This window comes from Stutzerimonas sp. R40042 (assembly GCF_026642215.1).
GTDB lineage: Bacteria > Pseudomonadota > Gammaproteobacteria > Pseudomonadales > Pseudomonadaceae > Stutzerimonas > Stutzerimonas frequens.
This window is the reverse complement of record NZ_CP113258.1, coordinates 247,137-269,717: the sequence shown is the minus strand read 5'-3', so window position 1 is coordinate 269,717 and position 22,581 is coordinate 247,137. Positions and strand designations below refer to the sequence as shown.

28 protein-coding genes are annotated in these 22,581 nt (G+C 65.5%); 4 read left to right on the top strand and 24 right to left on the bottom strand.

What is annotated here, in order from left to right; genetic code table 11:
• Window positions 1-7: 7 nt before the first annotated feature.
• The 8 genes from OUY36_RS01215 to flgB are packed head-to-tail and all read right to left on the bottom strand — an operon-like array spanning window position 8 to window position 6,013.
• Complete coding sequence (locus OUY36_RS01215) at window positions 8-1,105, bottom strand: flagellar basal body P-ring protein FlgI (RefSeq protein WP_156244797.1); 1,098 nt, start codon at window positions 1,103-1,105, stop codon at window positions 8-10.
• Between the two features lie 15 nt (window positions 1,106-1,120).
• Complete coding sequence (gene flgH, locus OUY36_RS01210) at window positions 1,121-1,789, bottom strand: flagellar basal body L-ring protein FlgH (protein WP_102839275.1); 669 nt, start codon at window positions 1,787-1,789, stop codon at window positions 1,121-1,123.
• On the bottom strand, window positions 1,789-2,574 hold the full coding sequence (flgG, locus tag OUY36_RS01205) for a flagellar basal-body rod protein FlgG (RefSeq protein ID WP_102839274.1): 786 nt from the start codon (window positions 2,572-2,574) through the stop codon (window positions 1,789-1,791). Before flgG ends, flgH begins: the two co-directional genes overlap by 1 nt.
• Before the next feature lie 14 nt (window positions 2,575-2,588).
• On the bottom strand, window positions 2,589-3,317 hold the full coding sequence (gene flgF / locus OUY36_RS01200; protein WP_267936377.1) for a flagellar basal-body rod protein FlgF: 729 nt from the start codon (window positions 3,315-3,317) through the stop codon (window positions 2,589-2,591).
• Window positions 3,318-3,326: 9 nt separating this feature from the next.
• Entirely contained in the window at window positions 3,327-4,517 is a 1,191-nt protein-coding gene (gene flgE / locus OUY36_RS01195) for a flagellar hook protein FlgE (RefSeq protein WP_267936375.1), read from the bottom strand.
• Window positions 4,518-4,554: 37 nt separating this feature from the next.
• Window positions 4,555-5,220, bottom strand: a complete 666-nt coding sequence (locus OUY36_RS01190; RefSeq protein ID WP_267936373.1) for a flagellar hook capping FlgD N-terminal domain-containing protein — start codon at window positions 5,218-5,220, stop codon at window positions 4,555-4,557.
• Entirely contained in the window at window positions 5,220-5,648 is a 429-nt protein-coding gene (gene flgC, locus OUY36_RS01185) for a flagellar basal body rod protein FlgC (protein WP_014595442.1), read from the bottom strand. The genes OUY36_RS01190 and flgC overlap by 1 nt, the downstream gene beginning before the upstream one ends.
• A complete protein-coding gene (gene flgB, locus OUY36_RS01180; RefSeq protein WP_230726742.1) occupies window positions 5,648-6,013 on the bottom strand; it encodes a flagellar basal body rod protein FlgB in 366 nt (121 codons plus the stop codon). The genes flgC and flgB overlap by 1 nt, the downstream gene beginning before the upstream one ends.
• 197 nt (window positions 6,014-6,210) lie before the next feature.
• Between flgB and flgA the strand changes: the two genes are divergently transcribed.
• From flgA to OUY36_RS01160, 4 genes are all read left to right on the top strand, one after another.
• Window positions 6,211-6,906, top strand: a complete 696-nt coding sequence (flgA, locus tag OUY36_RS01175; RefSeq protein WP_267936369.1) for a flagellar basal body P-ring formation chaperone FlgA — start codon at window positions 6,211-6,213, stop codon at window positions 6,904-6,906.
• A 170-nt stretch (window positions 6,907-7,076) separates the two neighbouring features.
• Window positions 7,077-7,955, top strand: a complete 879-nt coding sequence (gene lafA, locus OUY36_RS01170; protein WP_267936368.1) for a lateral flagellin LafA — start codon at window positions 7,077-7,079, stop codon at window positions 7,953-7,955.
• 374 nt (window positions 7,956-8,329) lie between these two features.
• Window positions 8,330-9,184, top strand: a complete 855-nt coding sequence (locus tag OUY36_RS01165; protein ID WP_267936367.1) for a winged helix-turn-helix domain-containing protein — start codon at window positions 8,330-8,332, stop codon at window positions 9,182-9,184.
• Entirely contained in the window at window positions 9,181-9,663 is a 483-nt protein-coding gene (locus OUY36_RS01160; RefSeq protein WP_267931770.1) for a hypothetical protein, read from the top strand. Before OUY36_RS01165 ends, OUY36_RS01160 begins: the two co-directional genes overlap by 4 nt.
• A gap of 36 nt (window positions 9,664-9,699) precedes the next feature.
• On the opposite strand, the gene OUY36_RS01155 is transcribed toward OUY36_RS01160, so the two are convergent.
• The 16 genes from OUY36_RS01155 to fliE form a co-directional block, all read right to left on the bottom strand.
• A complete protein-coding gene (locus OUY36_RS01155; protein WP_267936366.1) occupies window positions 9,700-10,635 on the bottom strand; it encodes an OmpA family protein in 936 nt (311 codons plus the stop codon).
• The gene (gene motA, locus OUY36_RS01150) at window positions 10,632-11,504 is read right to left on the bottom strand and encodes a flagellar motor stator protein MotA (protein ID WP_110778498.1); all 873 of its coding nucleotides are present in this window, start codon (window positions 11,502-11,504) and stop codon (window positions 10,632-10,634) included. The genes OUY36_RS01155 and motA overlap by 4 nt, the downstream gene beginning before the upstream one ends.
• A gap of 21 nt (window positions 11,505-11,525) precedes the next feature.
• The gene (locus OUY36_RS01145) at window positions 11,526-12,260 is read right to left on the bottom strand and encodes a FliA/WhiG family RNA polymerase sigma factor (protein WP_102839265.1); all 735 of its coding nucleotides are present in this window, start codon (window positions 12,258-12,260) and stop codon (window positions 11,526-11,528) included.
• An 11-nt stretch (window positions 12,261-12,271) separates the two neighbouring features.
• Window positions 12,272-12,721: a flagellar basal body-associated FliL family protein gene (locus tag OUY36_RS01140; RefSeq protein ID WP_267931766.1), complete on the bottom strand. Its 450-nt coding sequence runs from the start codon at window positions 12,719-12,721 to the stop codon at window positions 12,272-12,274.
• A 35-nt stretch (window positions 12,722-12,756) separates the two neighbouring features.
• Window positions 12,757-13,914, bottom strand: coding sequence for a flagellar hook-length control protein FliK (locus OUY36_RS01135; protein WP_267936365.1), 1,158 nt, complete (start codon window positions 13,912-13,914; stop codon window positions 12,757-12,759).
• Window positions 13,911-14,234, bottom strand: a complete 324-nt coding sequence (locus tag OUY36_RS01130) for a hypothetical protein (RefSeq protein ID WP_230726756.1) — start codon at window positions 14,232-14,234, stop codon at window positions 13,911-13,913. The genes OUY36_RS01135 and OUY36_RS01130 overlap by 4 nt, the downstream gene beginning before the upstream one ends.
• Entirely contained in the window at window positions 14,218-14,613 is a 396-nt protein-coding gene (gene fliS / locus OUY36_RS01125) for a flagellar export chaperone FliS (protein ID WP_110778501.1), read from the bottom strand. Before fliS ends, OUY36_RS01130 begins: the two co-directional genes overlap by 17 nt.
• Window positions 14,613-15,878: a flagellar filament capping protein FliD gene (gene fliD / locus OUY36_RS01120; RefSeq protein WP_267931763.1), complete on the bottom strand. Its 1,266-nt coding sequence runs from the start codon at window positions 15,876-15,878 to the stop codon at window positions 14,613-14,615. The genes fliS and fliD overlap by 1 nt, the downstream gene beginning before the upstream one ends.
• A gap of 316 nt (window positions 15,879-16,194) precedes the next feature.
• Window positions 16,195-16,635: a flagellar protein FlgN gene (flgN, locus tag OUY36_RS01115; RefSeq protein WP_267931762.1), complete on the bottom strand. Its 441-nt coding sequence runs from the start codon at window positions 16,633-16,635 to the stop codon at window positions 16,195-16,197.
• Window positions 16,632-16,907 (bottom strand): flagellar biosynthesis anti-sigma factor FlgM, encoded by a 276-nt coding sequence (gene flgM / locus OUY36_RS01110; RefSeq protein WP_200600841.1) that lies wholly within the window; start codon window positions 16,905-16,907, stop codon window positions 16,632-16,634. Before flgM ends, flgN begins: the two co-directional genes overlap by 4 nt.
• Before the next feature lie 146 nt (window positions 16,908-17,053).
• Window positions 17,054-17,476, bottom strand: coding sequence for a flagellar FliJ family protein (locus OUY36_RS01105; protein ID WP_267936361.1), 423 nt, complete (start codon window positions 17,474-17,476; stop codon window positions 17,054-17,056).
• Window positions 17,473-18,807, bottom strand: coding sequence for a flagellar protein export ATPase FliI (gene fliI / locus OUY36_RS01100; protein WP_230726759.1), 1,335 nt, complete (start codon window positions 18,805-18,807; stop codon window positions 17,473-17,475). Before fliI ends, OUY36_RS01105 begins: the two co-directional genes overlap by 4 nt.
• A gap of 3 nt (window positions 18,808-18,810) precedes the next feature.
• The gene (fliH, locus tag OUY36_RS01095; RefSeq protein ID WP_230726760.1) at window positions 18,811-19,509 is read right to left on the bottom strand and encodes a flagellar assembly protein FliH; all 699 of its coding nucleotides are present in this window, start codon (window positions 19,507-19,509) and stop codon (window positions 18,811-18,813) included.
• A 1-nt stretch (window position 19,510) separates the two neighbouring features.
• Complete coding sequence (locus OUY36_RS01090; RefSeq protein ID WP_110778507.1) at window positions 19,511-20,578, bottom strand: FliG C-terminal domain-containing protein; 1,068 nt, start codon at window positions 20,576-20,578, stop codon at window positions 19,511-19,513.
• Window positions 20,550-22,226 carry a flagellar basal-body MS-ring/collar protein FliF gene (fliF, locus tag OUY36_RS01085; protein ID WP_267936356.1) on the bottom strand — a complete coding sequence of 559 codons (1,677 nt, stop codon included), beginning with the start codon at window positions 22,224-22,226 and terminating at the stop codon, window positions 20,550-20,552. The genes OUY36_RS01090 and fliF overlap by 29 nt, the downstream gene beginning before the upstream one ends.
• A gap of 20 nt (window positions 22,227-22,246) precedes the next feature.
• Window positions 22,247-22,567 carry a flagellar hook-basal body complex protein FliE gene (gene fliE / locus OUY36_RS01080; protein WP_102839254.1) on the bottom strand — a complete coding sequence of 107 codons (321 nt, stop codon included), beginning with the start codon at window positions 22,565-22,567 and terminating at the stop codon, window positions 22,247-22,249.
• Window positions 22,568-22,581 lie beyond the last annotated feature (14 nt).

Genomic DNA, 22,581 nt, shown 5'->3' with positions numbered 1-22,581 from the left:
GCCAGCCTTACATCACGATCAATTCGGCGTTCAGTGCGCCGGCGCGTTCCAGCGACTGGAGAATGCTCATCACGTCATCCGGGGTCGCGCCCAGGCTGTTGATGGTGCTGATGATGCTTTCCAGGCTGGCGCCTTCCGGCCACTTGAACATGGCCTTGCGGTCCTGCTCGACGGCCACGTCGGACTGCGGTGTAACCACGGTGTCGCCACCGGCGAACGCGTTCGGCTGGCTGACTTGCGGCCGCTCGCTGATGGTCACCGTGAGCGAGCCATGGGCCACCGCCGCGGCCTTTACCCGCACGCCTTCGCCGACCACCACGGTGCCGGTGCGGCTGTTGAACACGACCTTCGGCCGCACACGACCTTCTTCGACGTCCAGGCGTTCGAGCATGGCCATGAAGCTCATGCGCTGGGTGCTGGTGACCGGCGCACGAATCGAAATCTTGGTGGCATTGAGCGCGGTGGCGGTGCCCTTGCCGAAGTAGGCATCGACCGCATCGACCACCCGAGTGACGGTCTGGAAGCTCGGCTGGCGCACGTTGAGCATCACGTCCGGGCGCTCGGTGAAGTCGGTGGGAATCATCCGTTCCACCGTCGCGCCGTTGGGGATCAGGCCGCTGTTGGAGGTGTTGATCGCCACCTTCGAGCCGCTGGCACCCTCGGCATTCACCCCGCCGACCACCAGCGCGCCCTGGGCCACGGCGTAGATTTCACCGTCGACGCCCTGCAGCGGGGTCATCAGTAGCTGGCCGCCGCGCAGGCTCTTGGCATCACCCAGCGAGGACACGGTGACGTCGATGCTCTGCCCCGGGCTGTAGGACGGCGGCAGCGTGGCGGTAACGGTCACCGCAGCGACGTTCTTCAGCTTCGGGTCGACGTTCGGCGGCAGGTTCACGCCGAACTGCTTGATCATGTTGGCCACCGACTGGCTGGTGAACTTCACCTGGTTCTTGTCACCGGTGCCATCCAGGCCGACCACCAGACCGTAGCCGATCAGCTGGTTGCCACGGATGCCTTCGATATCCACCAGATCCATCAGCGGCACGGCCTGCACCGGCAATTGCCAGCACAGCGCGACGGCGGCGAGAAACAGCTTCACACGCATCGGGAAAACTTCCACTTAGAGGGGGAACAGCGGGTGGGCGAAGAAGCGCGTCAGCCAGCCGGCGGAATTGCTGTCGTTGAGCACGCCACGGCCGGCGTAGGAGATGCGCGCGTTGGCGACGTTCTGCGAGGACACCTGGTTGAAACGGTTGATGTCGTCCATGCGCACCAGGCCGGCGAGACGGATGTACTCGTCGCCCTGATTCAGCCGCAGCGCCTTCTCGCCTTTGACCAGCAGCGTGCCGTTGGGCAGCACGCGGTGCACGGTGACCGCGATCGAGCCGCGCAGGGTGTTCTGCTGCGAACTCTTGGCCGAGCCGCTGAAGTCGCGCTCGGCCGAGGCCGAGGTCTCGACGTCCGGGTAGGTCTTGCCGAGCACGGTGGGCACGCCGACGCCGACGCTGGACTGCTTGCCGAAGCTGGTGCCGGCGCTCTTGCTCGACTGGGTCGATTCGTCCAGCACGATGGTGAGGATGTCGCCGATCCGCACCGCGCGCTTGTCGCTCACCAGCGAGCCACCGTAGCCGGAGCGGAACAGACCGCCGCCAGTGGTCGGTGGCAGGCTGTAGTCGAGTTCCAGCGGCTCGTACTCGCTGGAATCCTCGTCCGGCAGCATCTCGTCGAAACTGGCGCAGCCGCCGAGCAGTAGCGCGGCGAGCAGAAGGGCGATCGGCTTCATCGGCATCACACGGTCTGGTTGAGGAACTGCTGCATGCCGCTGGCGGCATCGAGAACCTTGGCGTTGGCCTCGTAGGCGCGCTGGATGGCGATCATCGCCACCATGGCCTCTACGACCTGCACGTTGGAGCCTTCCAGCACGCCCTGCTTGAGCTGGCCGAGGCCTTCCTCGCCCGGCACGCCTTCCACCGGCTCGCCGCTGGCGACGGTTTCGCGATAGAGGTTGCCACCCAGCGCTTCCAGCCCGCCGGGATTGGTGAAGTTGACCAGGGTGATCTGCCCCAGCTCGGAGGGCAGGGTGTCGCCGGCCAGCACCGCAGTGACGATGCCGTCGCTGCCGACGGTGAAGCCGGTGCTGCCTTCGGGCACTTCGATCGCCGGGTTCAGCGGCAGGCCCTGGGCGTTGACCATCATGCCTTCGGCATTGAGCTGAAACTGACCGTTCTCGGTGTAGAAGATGTCGCCGTTGGGCGCCTCGACCTGGAAGAAGCCGCGGCCGACGATGGCCAGGTCCATCGGCTGACCGGTGGTCTGTATGCTGCCCTCGGTGAACACCTTCTGCGTGCCGGCGACGCGCACGCCGCTGCCCAGCTGGATGCCGGACGGCACGGTGTTGATCTCGTCGGCCTGCGCGCCCGGCTGTTTCTCGATGACGTAGAACAGGTCCTCGAAGACCGCGCGGTCGCTTTTGAAGCCGTTGGTGTTGACGTTGGCCAGGTTGTTGGCAACGGTGGACATGGCCTTGTCCTGGGCGGCCAGGCCGGTCTTGCTGACCCAAAGTGCGGAATTCATGCGTTTTCTCCCGATCAGCTGCCGCGGATCATTCGGTTGCCGGCGTCGGAAAGGTCCTCGGCGGCTTTCATCATCTTCACCTGGGTTTCGAACAGGCGGTTCAGGCTCATGGTCGAGGCCAGCTCGTCGATCGCCGAGACGTTGCTCGACTCGAGAAAGCCGCTGGCCAGCCGCACGTCCTCGCTGGGCTGCGCCGGCTCGCCGTCGCGGGTCACCAGCAGGCCGGCCTGGTTCTTCATCAGATTGGCCGCCGGCACGTCCACCAGACGGATGCGGTCGACCTCGGCCATCATCCAGTCGCCGGGGGCCATGATCGACACGGTGCCGTCATTGCCGATCTCCAGGCGGTCGTGCTCGGGCAGGACGATGGGGCCGCCCTCGCCGAGTACCGCACGACCGTTGAGTGTCAGGCGCCCTTCGGCGTCCACCTGCATGCTGCCCTGGCGGGTGTAGGCCTCGCCCTCGCCATCCTGCAGCACGATCAGGCCGTTGCCCTTGACCGCGAAGTCCAGCTCGCGACCGGTGGCCATCATCGGTCCGGCCGCCAGGCTGACGCCGTTGTTCTCGATCAGCGCCATGTGCCGGCTGTCGTAACCGTAGCCTTCCACCGCCACGGCCTGGGCGCGTTCGAGGTCGGCGCGAAAGCCGGGCGTGTTGACGTTGGCCAGGTTGTTCGAGCGCACCTGCAGCGACATCATCGTGCGGCTGGCGGCCGTCATCGCGGTGTATCCCAAGCGATCCATGGGTCAGCCTCAGATAGCGTTGAACAGGGCCTGGGTCAGGTCCTTGTTGGTAGAGATGACCTGGGTGTTGGCCTGGTAGTTACGCTGGCCTTCCATCAGGCCTACCAGCTGCTGGGTGAGGTCGACGTTGGAGCTTTCCAGCGCGCCGGAAGCCAGGGTGCCGTACTGGCCGACGCCCGGGGCGCCGAGCATCGCCGCGCCGGAGGCGGCGGTCTCGGTCCACGCAGTGCCGCTGATGTTCTTCAGGCCTTCGGCGTTGACGAAGCTGGCCAGTACCACCTGGCCCTGCAACATGCGCTCACCATTGGAGTAGCTGGCGTAGACCTTGCCGTCCTTCTCCACGCTCATGCCGGTCTGCTCGCCTGCCGCGTAACCGGTGGCGCGATTGGTGGTGACGCTGAATTCCGAGCCGTACTGGCTGGTGCCGCTGTAGTCGAGCTGGATGGCCAGGGGTGCCACGCCACCGGTCAGCGGAGCGGCCAGGGCGACGCTGCCGATCGGCGCGGCGAGCACGCCGGCGCTGTCGAAGGTGAGTGCCTGCGGGGCGCCAGCGAGGGCGGTACCGTCGACGTAGTAATGCGCATTCCAGCTGTTGTCGCCGGTCTTGACGAAGTACTGGGTCAGGGTATGTTCCTTGCCCTGGGAGTCGTACAGCTTGGTGGTGTAGGTGGAGTTGTAGCTGTCCGCCGCCAGCGGGTCGAAGGCCACGGTCGGGACTTCCTGATTGGCGTCCAGGTTGGCGACGAAGCTCAGCGCATCGGTGGCGCGGGCCGGGATGCCGCCGGAACGCAGCTGCAGGTCACCGACGATGCCGGTCTGCAGATTGCCGGTGGCATCGGCCGGATAGCCCTGCAGGCGCTGACCGAGGCTGTTGGTGATGTAGCTGTCCTTGTCGGTGCCGAAGATGCCGGCGCGGGTGTAGCCGACGTCGCCATTGCTGGCGCGGGTGACGAAGAAGCCGCCGCCGGAGATCGCCAGGTCCAGGGTGCGATTGGTGGTGGTCAGCGCGCCGCCTTGGCTGATGCTCTGGGTGGTGCCGATCACTTCCACGCCCATGGCCTGGGTCTCAGCATAGAGGCTGCCGAAATCGGTGCGCGAGGACTTGAAGCCGACGGTGCCGGAGTTGGCGATGTTGTTGCCGATGGTGTTCAGTTGTTCGTTGACGGCGGACAGGCCGGTCAGGGCGATATTGAAGCTCATGATTGCGTCTCGACTCTGCTGGATGGAGGTTCGGGCGTCAGGCGTTGCCGGCGCCGAACTCGAGAATGTTGTAGAACGGCACCGAGCCGACGCCGTCGATCTGCAGCACCGGGCCTTCGGGGCTGACGCGCACGTTGCCGACCAGACCGGCGACTTCCACCTGCGGGTACTCGCCGTTATCCGACTCGATCACCACGCTGTACTGCCCGGCTGGCAGGCCGAGGTGCTGCGGGTCGATGTCGAACGGCACCTGGCCGGGCGCACGGGCGCCGAGCTCGATGGTGGTCTTCTGGCCGTTGGAATCGGTCAGCACCAGCGCCGTGCGGTTGGAGGCGTGCGCCAGGGTGAACTGCCCCTGCAGCGGCTGGCCGTCGAGCTGCAGGGTTTCGGTCGCCACCCGCACCTGCTGGCCGACCAAGCCGGCGGCGGTCAGGGTCTGCAGGTTGTCCATCAGCACCAGGTTGTTCTGCGCCAGGCTGGTCATGTTCTCCATGCTCTTGACCTGGGACATCGCCGAGAACTGGTTGAGAAACTCGGTGCTGTCGACCGGCTTGGTCGGGTCCTGATACTTGATCTGCGCGACCATCAGGCTGATGAAGTTGTTCTCCATCGTGGTGGCGTCGCTGACGTTCACCGCGCGCTTGACCTGATCGATGCTGTTGCCGGCCAGGCTGGCGTCCAGTGCGGAATTGACGCTACTCATCAGACTTCTCCCAGGCGCAGCAGGCTCTGCTGCATGCTCTTGACACGGTTGAGCACCTCGACACCGGTCTCGAAGCTGCGGGTGGCCGACATCATGTCGGTCATCTCCTCGATCTCGTTGATGTCGGGGTAGTAGACGTAGCCTTCGCCGTCGGCCAGCGGATTGCCCGGCTCATAGCGGCGCTTGGGCTCAGCGCCGGAGGTGACCACGTCGAGCACCTGAACATGGGCGCCGCCCAGGCCGACGCCGCGGGTCAGCGAGTTGTTCTCGTACACCGCGGCGAACATCGGTTTGCGCGCCTGGTAGACGTCCGCCGGGTTGGCGGCCGCCGAATCGGTGTTGGCCAGGTTGCTGGCCACGGTGTTGAGCCGCACGGTCTGCGCGTTCATCGACGAACCGGCGATGCGGTAGATGGAATCGAATGACATCAGCGGCCCTCGATGGCCTGCTTCAGACCACGGAATTTCATGGTGATGAAGGTCAGGCTGGTCTGGAAATCCATGGAATTGCGCGAGAACTGCGCCTGCTCGACCGACAGCTCGACAGTGTTGCCATCCTGCGAAGCCTGGGTCGGTACGCGATAGAGCATGCGCGGATCGTTGCCGGCGATGCTCAGGCGCGACGAGGCACCATCGTCCAGGCGCTGCATCTCGGCGCCGAAGTCGATGTCGCGGGCCTGAAAGCCCGGGGTGTCCTCGTTGGCCAGGTTCGCGGCGAGAATCTCGCTGCGCTGCATGCGCAAGCCCAGCGCGCGTTCGTGAACGCCGAGTGCGTCTTCAATCCGTATACTCATTCGCCGATACCCTTGAAGCATGAGCGGTGTGTTCGATCGAATGAGCGTCTGCAGCATTCGTGCCGCGCCGCGCAAAAGCAGGTAACTCTTTGTTTTTTATAGAAGAAATCCCAAGCGCAAAGCACTCGACGGGCCTTCATCTTCCGCTTGGGAGACGCTCGCGCAGGCCAGGCGGAAAAGTTGCTTCCGCCTCGACGGTGCTGCTCCTGCTGCTCATGCCGTTGCTTGCCTTCGGGCAGAACGGCAGCGACCGGCAGATCATCGAGGCGGTCGATCGACACCTGAACGAACGACTGCAGCGTGAAGCCAAGCGCCAGGGCTGGCAGGGCGCACGCCTGACGCACGACACCAGCCTGCCGGCCAGCGCCGCGCGGCTGCCCCGCTGCGACCAGCCGCTGCAGGTTCGCGCCGCGGGCAGCAGCCCATCGCTGCTAGAGCGTCAACGGCTGGCCGTGCGCTGCCCAGGTGAGAACGGCTGGACCCTGGAGCTCACCAGCCAGGCCGGCGTGTGGCTGCCGACAGTGCATGCCCAGGGCATCATCGAGCGCGGCCAGACCATTGCCGGCTCCCACCTCCGACTCGAGCCGATCGACATCGCGCGGGCCCAGCGTGGCTACTTCCATCGTCTGGAAGAGGTGCAGGGCATGGCCGCCAAGCGGCGCATCCGCGCCGGGCAGACACTCACCCCATCACTTCTGGCACAACCGCTGGCGGTCAAACGCGGCCAGCCGGTGAAGATCATCGCCAGCAACGACGGCATAGAAGCCTCCACCAGTGGCGAGGCGCTGGCGGACGGACAGCCGGGCGAGGTAATTCGCGTGCGCAACGTACGCAGCGGCAAGGTGATCGACGCTCAGGTGGTGGAGGAAGGCGTAGTAAGCAGTACGTTCTAACCGGCGCGCGCTCGGTGAAATGCGCCGTGTGAGGGCGTGGGAAATTGCCCGGAGGGCAAGTAGAAATTTTTGGCGCCAGGATTTAATCCTTCGTGCAGGGCTGTCGCCTTACCCCTTCAGCAGGCAGTCAAGCCAGCTCCTACAGCCCACTTAGCACGAAGGAATTCATCATGGCCCTGTCCATCCATACCAACTACTCCTCGCTGGTTACTCAGACCAACCTCGGCAAGACCAACAATGCCCTGGGCACCAATCAGCAGCGCCTGGGCACCGGCCTGCGCATCAACAGCGCCGCCGACGACGCCGCCGGTCTGCAGATCGCCACCCGCCTGAACGCCCAGAGCCGCGGCATGGGCGTAGCCATGCGCAACACCAACGACGCCGTTTCCCTGCTGCAGACCGCCGAAGGCGCGTTCAGCGAAATGACCGACATCGTCCAGCGCATGAAAGACCTGGCTACCCAGGCCGCGAACGACACCAACAGCGTTGACGACCGCAAGTCGCTGTCCGCCGAGTTCAATGAGCTGGGCAAGGAGCTGAACAACATCGTCAGCAATACCAAGTACGCAGGCGAGAAACTGTTCGGTGTCGACGGCACGTCTGGTAAGTTCGGTGCAGGTCCGATGGTTTTTCAGATCGGCGCGAGCGCTGCTGAAACTCTGTCGCTCAACGCCGTCACCCAGCTTGGCGCCGCCACCACTGCTTTGACCAATCTCAACACTCAATTCACCACTCCGGGTACGGCCGATGCCAAGCTGGAAACCCAAACCGGCGCCAACGGCGCTATCACTCTGGCGGAAACTGCACTGAACAAGATTGGTGAGATGCGCGCCACCCTCGGCGCCAACATCAACCGCCTGAACCACACCAACAACAACCTGGCCAACATGAAGGACAACACCGAGATGGCCAAGGGCCGCATCATGGATGCCGACTTCGCCGCCGAATCGGCCACCATGACCAAGAACAGCATGCTGCTGCAGTCCGGCATTTCCATGCTCAAGCAAGCCGGCCAGATGCCGGGCATGGTCATGGGCCTGCTGGGCTGATGACTGCCGGGTTGGCCCGCGCGGGCCAACCTGCTCCGCTACAAATGAAAAACGCCCCGACTGGTTCGGGGCGTTTTTTTTGCGTGTCGAACACACTGCAGTCGTCCATCCGACCAATGGACAGGCACCGCATCAGCCATGCCGATACACTTCTCGTCCCGCCCCGAGCCCAGCAATGGTGCGCCCTGCACGCTCTCCGACCTGACCAACGAGTCGCGGAAACATCGCTGTGATGTCATATAGCTATCATGCATGACAGCTATAAGCCTGATTAGTTCCCTTGTAAGTTCAAAAAAACGGCGCCAATATACTGCCGACCAGTTCACGGTACTCCTTTGTCCTAGATCACAGTCACCGCACCTTTTTCCGAGCCTATGACCTCATCTCCGCCCAGACAGGCCACCGACGGCATCGCCTGCCCGCTTCTGCGAAGCGGACGCGAAGGATGCCTGTCTCGCTTCGACCGCACGCTCTACCAGCTCAGCCTGACCCTCGGCGACGAGGTGGACCGGGTCGATCTCGGCTTCTCCGGCAGCCGCGTTCTGGAACGCCTGCTGCACACCCCTGGGGAAGTGGTTTCACGCGAAGAACTGCTGCGCTATGCCTGGCAAGACCGGGTCGTCGGCCAAGGCAGCCTCAACCAGCAGATCTACACCCTGCGTCAGGTGCTGCATGACAGCGCCAGTCAGATCATTCAGACGTTGCCGAGGCGGGGCTACCTGTTCAACCCGAACTACCTGATCGATGCCGAGGACAGGCCAGCTGCGCAACCCGCCGAGACGCCGGTCGCAGCGAGCGAGCCGACGGCGATGCCGGACGTGGTTGCGCAGATCACTGCAGCCAAGCTGCACGGCAGGCGTTCGCCATGGCTCGCCCCCACCGTATTGAGCACCACCGCAGTGATACTGCTCGGCGTCCTCGCTTTGGGCTATCGCTTCATCCAGGCACCCAAGAGCGCCCTGACCCACAGCCACTCCATCGGCCAGCTGGAAGTGCTGTACGTGGAAAAGAGCCAACAGATGCTCGAACGCATGGTGCAAGAGACCCGCCGACTAGTGACCAGCCTGGCCGGCCTCAACACGCATCCGAGCCGCCTCATCGTCAACATGTCGCCCGGATTCTACGAGCTGCGCTGTCTGCGCAACGATGGTCATGTGAACTGGCTGAAGATCCACCGCAGCCAGGTCAATGTCGTCTCCAACGAAACACTGCAAGGATGTCTGCGATGAGTATTCACTCCGAGACCGGCATAGCGAGCAAGCGCATGCTACGCGTGATGGTGCCCACTGCCCTGGCACTCTGGGCGTTCGTCGCGATGGGCACCACCACCAACTACAGCACCAGCCTGGACGGGCGCTACGCCTCCAGCGGGCAGGTCCTGCTCAGCAACGGCCAGTTGGTGCAGGTCAGCCAGAGCATGGTGTTCAGGGATGGCCGCTTCTATTCGATGACACGCAACAGCCCGACCATCGTCGAGGCGTCGGGCCGAGTGGAAACCGATTTTCTCGGGCGCGCCCAGCTGGTGGTGGAGGAAGGCGATATCAACGGCCTGCCGGCGACCAGCGGGCTCGACGACGAACTGCTGTTCAACCTCTTCTATGGCAAGCACAAGGGTGCTCGCATCACCCTCGAACAGGTCGGCGCCTGCCTCTACGGCGTCGAAACCCAGCAGGTCTACTGCGCCGAACAGGCCGTGGCGCAGCGCTGAGGGCCAACGCCCGGCCAGCGTGCGGCCCGCCAGCGCTCAGCTTTCCTCGCTGGGCTCCCCGCTGTATTGCGCACCGCTCTCGGAGAAACGCACCTTGCCGTAGCTGTCGCCGAACAGCTCCTTGTACAGCGTCTCCGCCGAATCGGTCAGCAAGAGAATCTCCACCCGCCGGTTGGCACCGTCTTCCGGTGCCTCGGGGCGCAGCGGCATGACATCCGCCTGGGCCGTCACCTGCAGCACCGAGCGCGCCGGCAGGCCGGCCGACACCAGTACATTGCGCGCACGTAAGGCACGGTCCCCGGACAGGTTCCAGTTGTCATAGCCCGACTGCAGCCGATAAGGCGTGGCGTCGGTGTGACCGCTGATGATCAGCTTGTTCTCGACCTTGCCGAGCACCCCAGCCAGAACGCCAAGCAACTTGGCGAAGTGCGGGTTGAGCACCGCGCTGCCGCGCTGGAACATGAAGCGCTGCTGGTCATCCTTGATCAGGATGCGCAGGCCCTGGGGCACCACGTCCACTTCCAGATTGGCCAGCGCGTCGACCTGCCCGGCGACCTCCTGCATCAACGCCGCCAGCGCCTGCAACTCGGCGGTCGAGGCATAGCGGCGGGTGCCGTCGGTGGGCGTCTCGCCGTCCCGGCTTGCCGTCTCATCATGCCGAGGCGACGGTTCGTCCGGCGCCGGGAGCAGCGGCACACCATCGAGTTCCAGCGGCGAGGTGCTGGTGCCGTCGAAGATGCCGGCACCGCCATCGACCAGCGGATTACTTTCCTGATCGCCCGAGGCCGGGTTGGTCAGGTTCATCTGCGGCTGGATGATCCACAGCACCATGAACAGCGCCATCATGGCCAGAGTGAAGTCGGCGAAAGCCACCTTCCAGGCGCCGCCGTGCTCGTCGCCGTGGCCCTTCTTGCTTCGGCGCTTGATGATGATCTCGCGTTCGCCGGCCTTGCCCTTGTCTCGGCTCTTCATGCCGCGTCCCTTTCTTCCTCGTACTGGTTGACCCAGACCTCGAGCTGACGGAAGGCCGGCTTGACGTCCTGTTCAATCAGCTTGCGTCCGGCATCGACCGCCAGCAGCGTCGGCTTGCCGGCCAGATGCGCGACCAGGGTGGTGCGCACGCATTCAAGCGCCGACAGCTCGGTCTTGATCCGCTGGCCCATAGCGTTGGACAGCGGCTCCATCAGGCAGTAGCAGAAGAAGATGCCGAGAAAGGTACCCACCAGCGCCGCAGCGACGTGGGCGCCGATCTCGGCGACGCTGCCGCCGATGCTGCCCATGGTGATGATGATGCCCATGATCGCGGCAAGGATACCGAAGCCCGGCATCGCCTCGCCGATCTTGAACAGCGAGCGCGACGGCTGCATCAACGCGTGTTCCATCGCCTCCAGCTCCTGCTCGAGGAAGCCCTCGAGTTCGTGGGCGCTGATTTTGCCCATGGCCATCAGGCGGAAGTTGTCGGCGATGAACGCCATCAGGTTCTTTTCCTGCAGGATCAGCGGGTAGCGCACGAACAGGTCGCTCTGCTCCGGCTCCTCGATGTGCGAATCGAGCACCTTGAGACCGCCCACGTCGACCATCTCCAGCAGCTCATAGAGCAGCATCAGCAACTGGCGCTGGAACTCCTCGCCACGACGCTGGTAGGCGAACACGCCCTTGATCTGGTGCAGCATCTCGATCAGCACCTCCTTCGGATTGCCGACCACCAGGCTGCCGATCGCGGCGCCAAGGATGATCACCACTTCCGCCGGCTGCCAGAGCACCCGCATGTCGCCGTTGGCCATGGCGTAGCCACCGAGGACGCAACCGATGATGATGAACGCACCTAATACTTTCTGCATGACGTTACTGACTTCTCTCGGTTAAGGGTCCACCGACCCCAGAAAGCGACAGGCCTTGCCGATCGCCTGCTTGCTCAACTGACAGACCCTGGCGTCGCTGACTTCCAGCACCAGGGCGATTTCCTTGAGGCTCAACTCGTGCTGGTAGTACAGCGTCAGCACCAGCCGCTCGCGCTCGTCCAGCCGCGCCAGCGCCTGCTCCAGCAGGCGCTCCTTGAGCAGCCGTTCCTCGAACAGCTCGGCGGCATCGGGGAAATGCTCGTGGCCGCTCTGCAGCAGTTCGTCGAGGCTCTCGATGGCCTCCGACGAATCGGCCCAGAGGAAGGCCTGGTAGTCCTTTTCATCCAGCCCGGTGAACGCCTTGATCTCCTCGTCGCTCGGCGTGTGGCCGAGCTGGCGGGTGAGCTCGCGGATCGCGTCGCGCACCTTGTGCGCCTGCTGACGGACCTGCCGAGGCCGCCAGTCCTGACGGCGCAGCTCGTCGAGGATGGCACCGCGGATGCGCAGCGCGGCGAAGCGACCGAACTGCTCGTCCGGTTCGCCGTAGCGACGCAGGCCTTCGAGCAGCCCGATCATGCCGATCTGCTCCATGTCTTCGCGGTCGAGCACCTGGTTCGCCTGCAGCGACAACTGGCGCACGATGCGCTTGACCAGCGGCAGGTACTGCATCATCCAGCGCTGCTCGTCGGCCGGCGCGAACAGCGCGTGGCCGGCCGGGCTGGCGGTGTAGCAGTCGACGGGGCAGGTGGCGTTCATGGCGCGGGCCTTTATTGAACGATCAGCTTGTTGACCAGCACATGGTGGAACGGCACCACCGCCTTCTTGCTGGCGAAGTCGGCGAACAACGCCTCTTCCAGGCGCGTCTGCAGCTCGCCGATGGGCATCGCGCGCAGCTCGGCGAATTCCAGCCCGGACAGGTAGCTGACCACCGAGTTGCGCACCAGCGGTTCGATCTGCTCGAAGTTCTTCGGCTCATCCGAAGCTTCGGCCTGCAGCGCCAGGTCGAGCACGAAATAGCGCTCGCGACCGTCCCCCCGCAGGCTGACGATGACCTTGGGCACGGCATAGAACTCGTACTGCACCGGCTCGATGGTTTCGGCCACCACTTCACCGCCGGCCATGCCCGGCTTGAGTAGCCAGTAGGCGGCACCGACGCCACCGGCCACGGTGACGACATTGAGCAGCAGCATCAGAAGAACGAGACGGGGCGTCGACATAACCAATTCGGATCCTGTAGTTGAAAGTGAGCCGGTCAGACCGTGACCAGCACATCGTTGGCAAGCCCGGCCGAGCGCCCGCTGCGCTCCGGCAGCGCGGTGGCAGCTGCGGCAAGCACCTGCTCCTCGTCACGGCTTTGCCGAGGCTGACCCTGGCGGTCCCGGCCGCTATCGGCACCAACCTGCACGTTGACCTGCACGAAATGCTGCGCGACCAGTTCCTGCCGCAGCCGGTCGCTGGTCTGCTGCAGCAGGCGCGCGACATCGGCGTGGGCGGCGCTGAGCTGGACCGTGAGGCGTCCGGATTCATGGCTGAGGTGGATTTCCAGACTGCCCAGCTCCGGCGGATCGAGGCGGATGCTGGCGCTCTGCTGACGCTGCTGCAGCTGCACCTCGACGTGCTCGCGCAGCGCATGCAGCATCTGCTCGCCCCACTTGGCCTCCGGCGCCTGCAACCTGAGTAGGCGCTCGGCGCCTTGCAGCGACGGGCTGGCGGGTCGCTCGCCGGTGAGCAGCGGCGCCTCGCCTACTTCGGCCGGCGCAGCGGGCTCGAGCGGTGCCAGCTGTTCGGTCGGCAGCTGCGCGTCGAGCAACGACGCGCTCGCTGTCGGCGCTGTCCACGCCGCGGCGGTCTCTAAGCCTGGCCGCAGCACCGGCGCCGGCTGACGCTCAGCGGAAGCCGCGCCCTGGCGCTCGCCGACCGTCACAACCGGCCATGGCAGCGGTTGGCCATGCTGCTGCCGTTCGACGAAGCCCTCGACCTGCGCAACGGCCTGCTCGGTTGCCGCAGCAGCGACCGGCTCGGCCGGCAGGGGCCAGGCCAGCGGCTGGGCAGTGCCCGCCTCGCGTGCCTGCACCACCACCTGCTGCTGACCGAGCATGCCCTGCAACCACTGCTCGGCAGCGGTTTCCTCGAGCGGCTCGCTGTCGGTGCGCTCGGCCTCGGAGCCGGCCGGCGGCGCCACTGGCGATGGCAGCGGCTCAGGCGGCGGCGCGGTCTGTTGCAGCGTCTGCTCCGGATCGGCGCTGGCCGCACGCAGCAGACGCTCGCGGAAGCCGGACGCGATCGGCGCAGCCGACCCGGTAGGCACCGCGCCCCGAGCGCTCATCGAGGCCGGGCGGGGTAGCGTGCCGGTCAGTTCGGACCCGCTTGCAGCGTCTCCGGCAATGCGCTGTGCAGGCAACTGAATCACCGGCCATCTCCTGCGGCGAACATGTCGATACGTTGGTACGCCGCACGCCCTTCGGCGTACTCCAGGTGATTCACCAGCAGCAGGCGCAAGCGCTCACATTCCTCGGCACAGGCTTCCAGCGCCTTTCCGTGCAGCGTTCGGAGCTGCGCCCTGGCCGCCTGCACGGCCGGGTCGGCCGCAGGGTCGCGCGGCAACTGCTCGAGGCACTGCCGAATCGCCCCATCCACCTCGCCGACGGCACGCCAGTCACCGCTAGCCAGGGCAGCGGTGAGCTGGGCATGCAGCGCCTGCAGGCGCTGCGCATCACTTGCGTGCGGCACTGATGCCCTCCCAGCCTTCGCGCAGGACGCCCACCAGCTTCACCACTTCGTCCAGCCCATCGAGCGACAACGTCACGCTGACGTCCGAAAGGCGGTAGATGCAGTACTCGTACAGCCTGGCCAGGCTTTGCACGACCTCACCGCCGCCCTCCTCGTCCAGCGCACCGTTGAGGCCGTTGAGGATGTTCATGCATTTTTCCAGCGAGGCGCCTTTCTGCTGATAACGCTTGTGCTCGATATGCCCACGGGCGCGCGCCAGCTCGTCGAGCAGGCCGTCCATCAGCACCAGCACCAGTTCGTAGGGCGAAGCGGAAGCGGCGCGCGCTTCCAGGTCCACCGAGCGATAGCTGTCGTAACTGTCGTTGGGGAGGTAGGTCATCAGAACATTCCGGAGGTCTGCTCCATGCTCTGCATGGTCTGCATCATGGAGGTGAACTGCTTCAGATAGCGGGAGTAGTAGGTGTCGTAGCGCTGCTGCAGGTTCTCGAACTGCTCGTCGATGCGCCGCAGGTTCAGGTCCAGCGTGTCCATGCGGTTCTTCAGCATGCCGTTGGTGCTGCTGGTGTAGCTGGCGACCGTCTTGTCGATGCTGTCGAGCAGGTTGTCCTTGCCGGTGAACAGCGCCTCGAAGGCGGCCGGATCCTTCGCCACCGCCGCCTCGAAGCGGCTGGCGTCGATGGTCAGCTTGCCGTTGCGGTCGGCGCTGATGCCGAAATCGATCAGGCTGCTGCCGCCGAAATCGGTGCGCAGCAAGCCGTTGAGGCGACTCTCGATGGAACGGATGCTGGAATCACCAGCCAATGCACCACGGGCGCTGCTGTCGCTGCCGCTGGCAGTCAGCGAATCGAAGCTGGTCATCAGCGCGTTGAACGCATCGATGAAACTCTGTGCCTTGCCCTTGGTGGCACTCTGGTCCTGGCCGACAGTCAGCGTAAGCGCCGAGTCGCTGGCGGTGTGTACCTTGTTCACGGAGAGGCTGACGCCGTCGATGACGTTGTCGAAGCTGTTGCTCGAGCTGGTCAGCAGGATGCCACCGCTGCCGAACGAGCCGCCCATGCGGATCTGTGCATCGGCCGCCGTGGACAGCGTGGTGGTCGTGGCCGTGGTGCCCGCGAGCGACACCGCGAAGGCATTGGCGGCGCCACTTTCGGCACTGGTCATCACCAGGCTGACTTCGCCATTGCTGCGCACGAGCGTTGCCTGTACGCCGAGATCCGCGGCATTGATCGCCTTGGCTGCATCGTCGAGCGTGGCGTAATCGGCCAGCGCAAAATCCTGCCCTTCGAGGGTCAGGGTTCCGCTCAGGCTGCCGTCGACCAGCCCCTGCACGGCGACCTGCTGCTTGCTGGCCAGCTGTTCGACATAGAACTGGTAGCTGCCGGGCTGGGCCTGGGTGCCAACCGTCGCACTGGCATAGCCGTCCTGGCTGAACGAGGCACTGTTGACCAGCATCGTGGCGTTGCCGGTCTTCAGGCCGGACATGGCTGACTTGAACGTGGTCAGGGATGTACGCAACTTGCTCAGCGCGTCACGCTGGGTCTTGTAGTTGCTTTCATTGCGATTGAGCCGGTCCAGCGAAGACTGAACTTCGTAGGTCGCCAGCTGCGTCGCCATCTGCTTTACGTAATCTGAATCTATCGCCATTGCCGATCCCCTTCCTGTGCTCTCTAGAGCAAGTTGAGTGCCAATACACAAATCGTTGATTTAAAAGCACTTTTGCGCGATTGGCGCAGAAGAAGCACTTCCGCTCGACGGCCGCGACAGGAAACGGGGAAATGCCGCTTCCGCCTCGCCCGGACGGCGAAACCTCTCAGAACAAAGGCGACGAAGAAGGGGGGGCGACTTAAGCCGGCCGGCGAAACAACACGCAGCCCAGGACTGGAGCGAGCTGCTCAGGCTGCGGAGATCGAGTAACGGGACGGTCGTGGTCGTGCCGGGGGGGCCGGACGCGATGGCAGAGTCAGTACGGCTGCGGCTGGTACAGCCGCGCATCGTGGCTGCCGGCCAGCAGCTGGCCGAGGATTTCGTGGTGCATGGCGAGCAGTTTGCCGTTGCGCTCGTTGATCTGCTGGCACTGGCTGGCCAGCGCGCCGAGCTTTTGCCAGAGCGTGCGCAGGCGCGTCGCCTGATCGTCGGGATAGCAGCCGAGCAGCCGCTGCATGCCTTCGGCATCGGCCTGCAGACGGAAGGCGCCGAGCACCTTGGCCCGGCGCTGGGCGCGCAGGGCGAGGGTTTCGACGCGCGTGGTGATCTGCAGATTGAGGCGATCGATTTCCGGGCTGTCGCGCTCGAGCAGGAACGCGTAGAGCGCCTGCATCAGGTCGCGCAGGGCCAGGTAGTCATCGCCATCCTGCTGCAGGTCGTCAGCGACGACCGCGAGCAGCTTGTCACGCTGGTTCACGCATCGCTTCCGCGGTGATAGGCGAGCATGCTGCCGGCCAGCGCGGCGGAATCGGTGGAGATCTCGCCGCGCTGCAGCGCCTGCTTGATCGCCGCAACGCGGTCCAGGTCGATGTCCGGCATGGCGCGCAGGGCGTCGTGCATCTGCTCCAGCGGCAGGCTTTCCGGCTGGCGCACGGCGGCTTCCGGCGTCGGGCGCGCGGTGGGCTGGCGGGTGGAGCTGGCCTCGGTGGCCGGTGTCAGGGCGGGCTTGAAGTGCCGGCTGATTTCCATGATTTCTTTCCAACTCGGTGGTTACAGCCAAACAGGCGACCGCTCGGGCACGAAACTTAAATGCCTGTTCACAGCCCGGGCGCGGCTAGTCTACCGACCGCCGCGAGCCGCCTCCACGCCCGCCGCGGCAGGCCGATGGAAGGCGCTCAATGGCTGGCACGCCAGTGGGCCTGGGCGGCCAGCCCGTCCTGGATCTTCTGCTCCTGCTGGGCGAGCAGCTGCTGCCATTGCTGCAGCTTGCCCTCGATCACATGCTCGACCACCTTCTCGCTGCGCATGGCCTGCAGGAGCTCGCGCTGGATGCGCTCCAGCGCCTGCTCGGCCACCGCCAGCTCGCAACGCTGCAGCTCCACCATCTTGTACAGGGTGGCCTTGTAGCGCTGCTGGTTGTCGCGCTGCAGCGGTGTGCTCATCGGCACGGAAAACCCACACAGGCGGCTCAGGCCGGTGATGTTGTTGCGGTAGCGCTGGCAGAGGTTCTGCTGGTACTGCACGCGGCCGAGCATCTGCCGCACCCGGTGGCTGCGCAGGCTGGCCAGGCGGCCGAGGGTCTCGATCTGCTGTTTCATCGCGGTTTCCCGAGGATGTTCTGCAAGGTGGCGACGCTGGTTTCCAGCTCGGCGGCTTCGCCGACGTCCTGGCGCAGAAAGCGTTCGATGGTCGGCGCCAGCTGCACCGCGCGATCGGTCTTGATGTCCGCGCCGGGCGTGTAGCCGCCAAGCGGGATCAGCTCCTTGATCTTCTCGAAGGTGCTGTAGCACTCCTTGAGCTGGCGTGCCGCGCCCAGGTGCGCCGGCTGGCCGACCTGGCTCATGCAGCGGCTGACCGAGGCGCAGACGTCGATGGCCGGGTAATGTCCGGCTTCGGCCAGGCGTCGCGAGAGCACGATGTGGCCGTCGAGAATCGCCCGCGCGCAGTCGACGATGGGGTCCTGCTGGTCATCGCCTTCGGCCAGAACCGTATAGATGGCGCTCAGGCTGCCATTGTCGCTGGCGCCATTGCCGGCGCTTTCCACCAGCTCCGGCAGCATGCCGAACACCGACGGCGGATAACCCTTGGTCGCCGGTGGCTCGCCGAGGGCCAGAGCGATCTCGCGCTGGGCCATGGCGTAGCGAGTCAGCGAATCCACCAGCAGCAGCACGTCATGGCCCTGGTCGCGGAAATAGGCGGCGATGCTGTGGCAGAGCTCGGTGGCCTTGAGGCGCATCAGCGGCGATTCGTTGGCCGGTGCGACCACCACCACGGCCTTCTTCAGGCCCTCTTCGCCCAGCGAATGCAGAATGAATTCCTGCACCTCACGGCCACGCTCGCCGATCAGCCCGACCACCACCACATCGGCCTTGGTCTGCCGGGTGATCATGCCGAGCAGCACGCTCTTGCCCACGCCGGAGCCGGCGAACAGGCCGACGCGCTGGCCCTTGCCGAGGGTCAGGGTGGCGTTGATGGCGCGTACGCCGACATCCAGCGCTTCACTGACCGGCTTGCGCTTGAGCGGATTGACCGAGGGCAGTTCGGCCGGCAGCGGGTCGCGTCCGCCAAGCTTGCCCAGCTCGTCCAGCGGCTCGCCGAGGCCGTTGAGTACGCGACCGAGCCAGGATTCGTCGATATGCAGCTTGGCCTCGTCCGGCGCCGGGAACACCCGCGAGCCGGCGGTCAGGCCGACCGGCTTCTTGAACGGCATCAGGTAGGTGATATCGCGGTTGAAGCCGACCACCTGCGCTTCCAGCATGCTGCCGTCGCCCTGCTCGACATAGCAGCGCTGGCCGGTCATGCGCTGGCAGCCAAGGCTCTCCAGCAGCATCCCGGAGACCCGCACCAGCCGCCCGCTGACCTTGGCCAGCTGCACCTTGTCCAGCGAGCGCAGGGCCTCGTCGAGGCGGAAGCTGTCGCGCAGGGCCATGCCTCAGCCCTGCGCCGTGATGTGTTCGGCGAGAGTTTCCATGCACGAGTCCAGCCGCTGCTGGCAGCCGATGTCGGCTTCGGCCTGGGCGGTGAGCACGCGGCATTCGCCGAGCGCGAGCTTCTCGTCCGGTACCAGGCGCCAGGCGGCGGCGCGTTCCGGCGCCAGCTCGCGGATGCGCGCGCACTCTTCCGGGTTGAGATGGATGCGCACGTCTTCCTGATCACCCGGCATGGCGCTCAGCGCTTCCTCGGCGAGGGTCAGCAGTTGCGTCGGATGCAGCGTCAGCTCGCAACGGATCACCTGGCGTGCGACCTTCTGCACCAGCTCCAGCAGTTCCTCGCGGCGCGCCTGCTCGTATTCGCTACGAAAGCGTTCGAACGACTCGATCAGCCGGTCCAGCGGCCGGCCGGCTTCGTCGAATGCGCGCTGGCCCTGCAGCCGGCCGTCTTCCAGACCCAGCGCCTTGCCGTCCTCGACGCCACGCTGGAAACCTTCGCGGTGCCCGGCCTCGCGGCCCTGCTCCAGCCCTTCGCGATAGCCCTTGTCGATGCCTTCCTGGAAACCATCGGCCACCGCCCGCTGCAGGGCTGCCGGGTCGCCGGCCAGACTCTCCGCCGCCGGGCCTTGTGGCTTCACCCGCGGCGGAAAGCGGAACGGACGCCAGCTGCGGTCGGCGCCCTTGATCACCTTGACCGTCATCTCATTCCACCGTCTGTTCGCGGAACAGCTGAACCTGCAGTTCGCCATCGGCGGACATCTCGCGCACCACGGCCATGATGTCCTTGCGCACCTGCTCGACACGGCTCAGCGGCACCGGGCCCTGACGCCGGTTGATCGACTCCATCTGCTGCGCCTGGCGCTTGGGCATGGCGCCCTGGATGGCCTTGACCAGCTCCGGCTCGGCGCCCTTGAGCGCGACCACCCACTCGTCCAGCGGGATGACTTCCAGCAGGGTCTGCAGCACGTCCTGGTTCTGCCGCGAGAGGATGAAGAAGTCATACATCTCGTCCTCGATCTTACCGACCAGCTCCTCGTTGTGCGCGCGCAGCAGCTCGAACATCTGGTCGCGGTTGCCCTTGAAGCGGTTCATGATGTCCGCCGCCTGCTTCACGCCACGCACCTGCGAACCCTGGGTGCTGAGCACCTTGAGGCTGCGGTCGATCAGCTGCTCCAGCTCGGCGATCACGTCGCTGTTGACCTCCGAGAGGTTGGCGATGCGGTAGAGCAGCTCGTCCTGGCGCTCGGCCGGCATGCACTCGAGCACCTCGGTGGCCATGCCCGGCGGCAGGAAGGCAAGGAACACCGCCTGCATCTGCGCATGCTCCTTGGCGATCAGCGCGGCGAACTGCTTGGGATCGAGCCACTCCATCTTGGCCATCTTGGCGCGGATCTCCTCGCCGTAGATGGAATCGAGCAGCGAACGGGTGATGTCGCCGCCCAGCGCCTTGCCGAGCATGCCGGCCAGGTAGGAACGCGAGGCGCCCTTGATACTGCTCTGCTCCTTGTAGTCGTCGAAGAAGCGACTGATCACGTCGGAGACCATCGGCTGCTTGACGTTGGACAGCCGCGCCATGGCCTGGCTGATGCTGATGATTTCCTCGCGGGAGAAGTTGCGCAGGATGCCGGCGGAAATCTCGTCACCCATGCTCAGCATGAGGATCGCCGCCTGATCCAGCGAACTGACCGAGCGCAGCTGCACCGGCCGCGCCTTGATCTCGCGGGACGACGCCTGGCCGTCTTCAGCCGGCTGGGTTGAGGTCTCTTTCATTGCGCCCTATCCAATGCTTGATAACTTCCGAGACCCGCTCGGGGTCGTTCTTGGCGAGCATCTGCAGGTGCTCGATCTGCAGCTCCAGGCCCGAGCCCGGCGCCGGCAGGCGGATTTCCGAAAGCGGGTTGAGCTCACCGAAGACGTGTGGCCCGCCAGGTTCGCGCGGGCTGGCCAGTGCCGGCCGGTTGTCGCCCTCCAGCGCGGCCGGTGCACTCGGCTCGACCAGGCTGCCTTCCAGCCCGTCGCCCTGCGGCAGCGCAGCGACGCTGCGCTGGGTCAGGTTGCGTACCGCCGGGCGCACCACGATCAGCAGCAACAGCAGGGCGATCAGCCCGGCCACGCCGATCTTGGCTAGCGCATGGACGTGGCTGTTCTCCCACCAGGGCAGGACGTCATCGATCTGCTCCACGGCAGCGAACGGCAACACGCTGAGACTGAGCAAGTCACCGCGCGCCTGCTGGAAGCCGACCGCGCTGCGTACCATCGCTTCCAGCTCGGCGCGGGCCTCGTCGGTCCAGCCACCCTCCGGCGCGGCCGCGGCATTGAGCACCACCGCCACGCTCTGCTGGCGCAGGGCGAAGCCGGCATGCTTGACGTGCACCACGCTCTGGTCGTAATCCAGCTGGCGGGTCGACTCCTCGCGCAGCGAGGTGGCGCCCTTGGTTTCCGCCTTGGCCGGCGCAGGTTCCTCGCCCGCCTTCGGCGGCGCCACCGGGCGGTTGGCCAGCGAACCGGGAATGCCCAGCGCCAGCTGATCCAGCGCGCTCTCGTTGCGCAGCACCTCGTTGCGCAGGCGCGGCGTGTCGCCGTAGGACTGGAAGGTCTCTTCCTTCTGGCTGAAGTCGATATCGGCGGCAACGCTGATGCGGTAATTGCCCAGACCCAGCACCGGAGCCAGCACCTGCTCGATATTGGCCACCGCCTTCTGCTGGTAATCCTCCACCGCCTGCCAGTTCTGCGCCGGCCCGCCGCCGACGTTGAGCCCGCGCGAAAGCAGCGCGCCATACTGGTCCACCACGCCGACATCTTCGGGCTTGAGATTGGGCACACTGTTGGCGACCAGATTGATGATGGCGCCGACCTGATCATGGCTGAGCGTATAGCCCGGCTCCAGCTGCAGCATCACCGACGCCTTGCTCGGTGCGCGTTTACTGACCACGAAGGAGCTGTTCTCCTCCTGCGCCAGATGCACCCGCGCCTGCTGCACGCCCTTGAGCGCCATCACCGTGCGCGCCAGTTCGCCTTCCAGGCTGCGCTTGAGGCGCACGTCCTGGACGAACTGGCTGGTGCCGAGCGGCTCTTCCTTGTCGAACAGTTCGTAGCCAGCCGGCTGCGCGACCTTCACGCCCTTGGCGTTGAGCAACAGGCGCGCCCGCGCCAGCTGATCCTCGCGCACCAGGATCTGGCCGCTCTGCGGATGGATACGGTACTGCAGCGCCTCGCCGTCGAGCACCTGCATCACCTCGGCAGCGGGAAACGACTCGCCGGCGCCGTGCAGCGGGCGGAACGAGCCGTTGTCGCGCCACAGGTAGAAGGCCACGGCCACCGCCAGCGCGGCGGCGATCACCGCCATGCCGGCCAGCGTCACACGCGGATCGAGTTGCAGCCCGCCTTCGGGCCACCGGGATTTGAGTTTCTGCAGCACGTCTTAGCTCTCTGGGCCGATCAAAGCGGCATTCGCATGACGTCGTCGAACGCCGTGGTCAGTTTGTTGCGCACCTGCAGCAGCGCCGAGAACGACACGCTGGCCTTCTGGCTGTCGATCATCGCGCCGACCAGATCGTCGCTCTTGCCACTGTCCACCGCGGCGACTGCCGCACTGGCCTGGTGCTGCTGGGCATCGACCGAGCGCATCGCCGCCATGAACAGACCGCCAGCGTCGGCCGCCGGCTGGCTCGCCGGCTTGATTGCCGGGCTCCCGGCGACCTCGGCCAGCTGTTGCATGCGGCTCAGCAGATCCTGCTGTACCTGGTTGATGGAACTCATGGTCGTGCTCCCCG

Bases quoted from the DNA above. Each gene is read 5' to 3' on its own strand.
- flgM (WP_200600841.1), bottom strand. From the start codon at position 16,907: ATGGAAATCAGCCGGCACTTCAAGCCCGCCCTGACACCGGCCACCGAG.
- OUY36_RS01090 (WP_110778507.1), bottom strand. From the start codon at position 20,578: ATGAAAGAGACCTCAACCCAGCCGGCTGAAGACGGCCAGGCGTCGTCC.
- flgF (WP_267936377.1), bottom strand. From the start codon at position 3,317: ATGGATCGCTTGGGATACACCGCGATGACGGCCGCCAGCCGCACGATG.
- OUY36_RS01190 (WP_267936373.1), bottom strand. From the start codon at position 5,220: ATGAGTAGCGTCAATTCCGCACTGGACGCCAGCCTGGCCGGCAACAGC.
- flgE (WP_267936375.1), bottom strand. From the start codon at position 4,517: ATGAGCTTCAATATCGCCCTGACCGGCCTGTCCGCCGTCAACGAACAA.
- fliD (WP_267931763.1), bottom strand. From the start codon at position 15,878: ATGGCGATAGATTCAGATTACGTAAAGCAGATGGCGACGCAGCTGGCG.
- OUY36_RS01105 (WP_267936361.1), bottom strand. From the start codon at position 17,476: ATGAAACAGCAGATCGAGACCCTCGGCCGCCTGGCCAGCCTGCGCAGC.
- flgH (WP_102839275.1), bottom strand. From the start codon at position 1,789: ATGCCGATGAAGCCGATCGCCCTTCTGCTCGCCGCGCTACTGCTCGGC.
- fliE (WP_102839254.1), bottom strand. From the start codon at position 22,567: ATGAGTTCCATCAACCAGGTACAGCAGGATCTGCTGAGCCGCATGCAA.
- OUY36_RS01140 (WP_267931766.1), bottom strand. From the start codon at position 12,721: ATGTCGACGCCCCGTCTCGTTCTTCTGATGCTGCTGCTCAATGTCGTC.
- OUY36_RS01215 (WP_156244797.1), bottom strand. From the start codon at position 1,105: ATGCGTGTGAAGCTGTTTCTCGCCGCCGTCGCGCTGTGCTGGCAATTG.
- OUY36_RS01165 (WP_267936367.1), top strand. From the start codon at position 8,330: ATGACCTCATCTCCGCCCAGACAGGCCACCGACGGCATCGCCTGCCCG.
- OUY36_RS01160 (WP_267931770.1), top strand. From the start codon at position 9,181: ATGAGTATTCACTCCGAGACCGGCATAGCGAGCAAGCGCATGCTACGC.
- flgB (WP_230726742.1), bottom strand. From the start codon at position 6,013: ATGAGTATACGGATTGAAGACGCACTCGGCGTTCACGAACGCGCGCTG.
- fliH (WP_230726760.1), bottom strand. From the start codon at position 19,509: ATGACGGTCAAGGTGATCAAGGGCGCCGACCGCAGCTGGCGTCCGTTC.
- OUY36_RS01155 (WP_267936366.1), bottom strand. From the start codon at position 10,635: ATGAAGAGCCGAGACAAGGGCAAGGCCGGCGAACGCGAGATCATCATC.
- lafA (WP_267936368.1), top strand. From the start codon at position 7,077: ATGGCCCTGTCCATCCATACCAACTACTCCTCGCTGGTTACTCAGACC.
- fliS (WP_110778501.1), bottom strand. From the start codon at position 14,613: ATGACCTACCTCCCCAACGACAGTTACGACAGCTATCGCTCGGTGGAC.
- fliI (WP_230726759.1), bottom strand. From the start codon at position 18,807: ATGGCCCTGCGCGACAGCTTCCGCCTCGACGAGGCCCTGCGCTCGCTG.
- flgG (WP_102839274.1), bottom strand. From the start codon at position 2,574: ATGAATTCCGCACTTTGGGTCAGCAAGACCGGCCTGGCCGCCCAGGAC.
- flgC (WP_014595442.1), bottom strand. From the start codon at position 5,648: ATGTCATTCGATTCCATCTACCGCATCGCCGGTTCGTCGATGAACGCG.
- OUY36_RS01145 (WP_102839265.1), bottom strand. From the start codon at position 12,260: ATGAACGCCACCTGCCCCGTCGACTGCTACACCGCCAGCCCGGCCGGC.
- motA (WP_110778498.1), bottom strand. From the start codon at position 11,504: ATGCAGAAAGTATTAGGTGCGTTCATCATCATCGGTTGCGTCCTCGGT.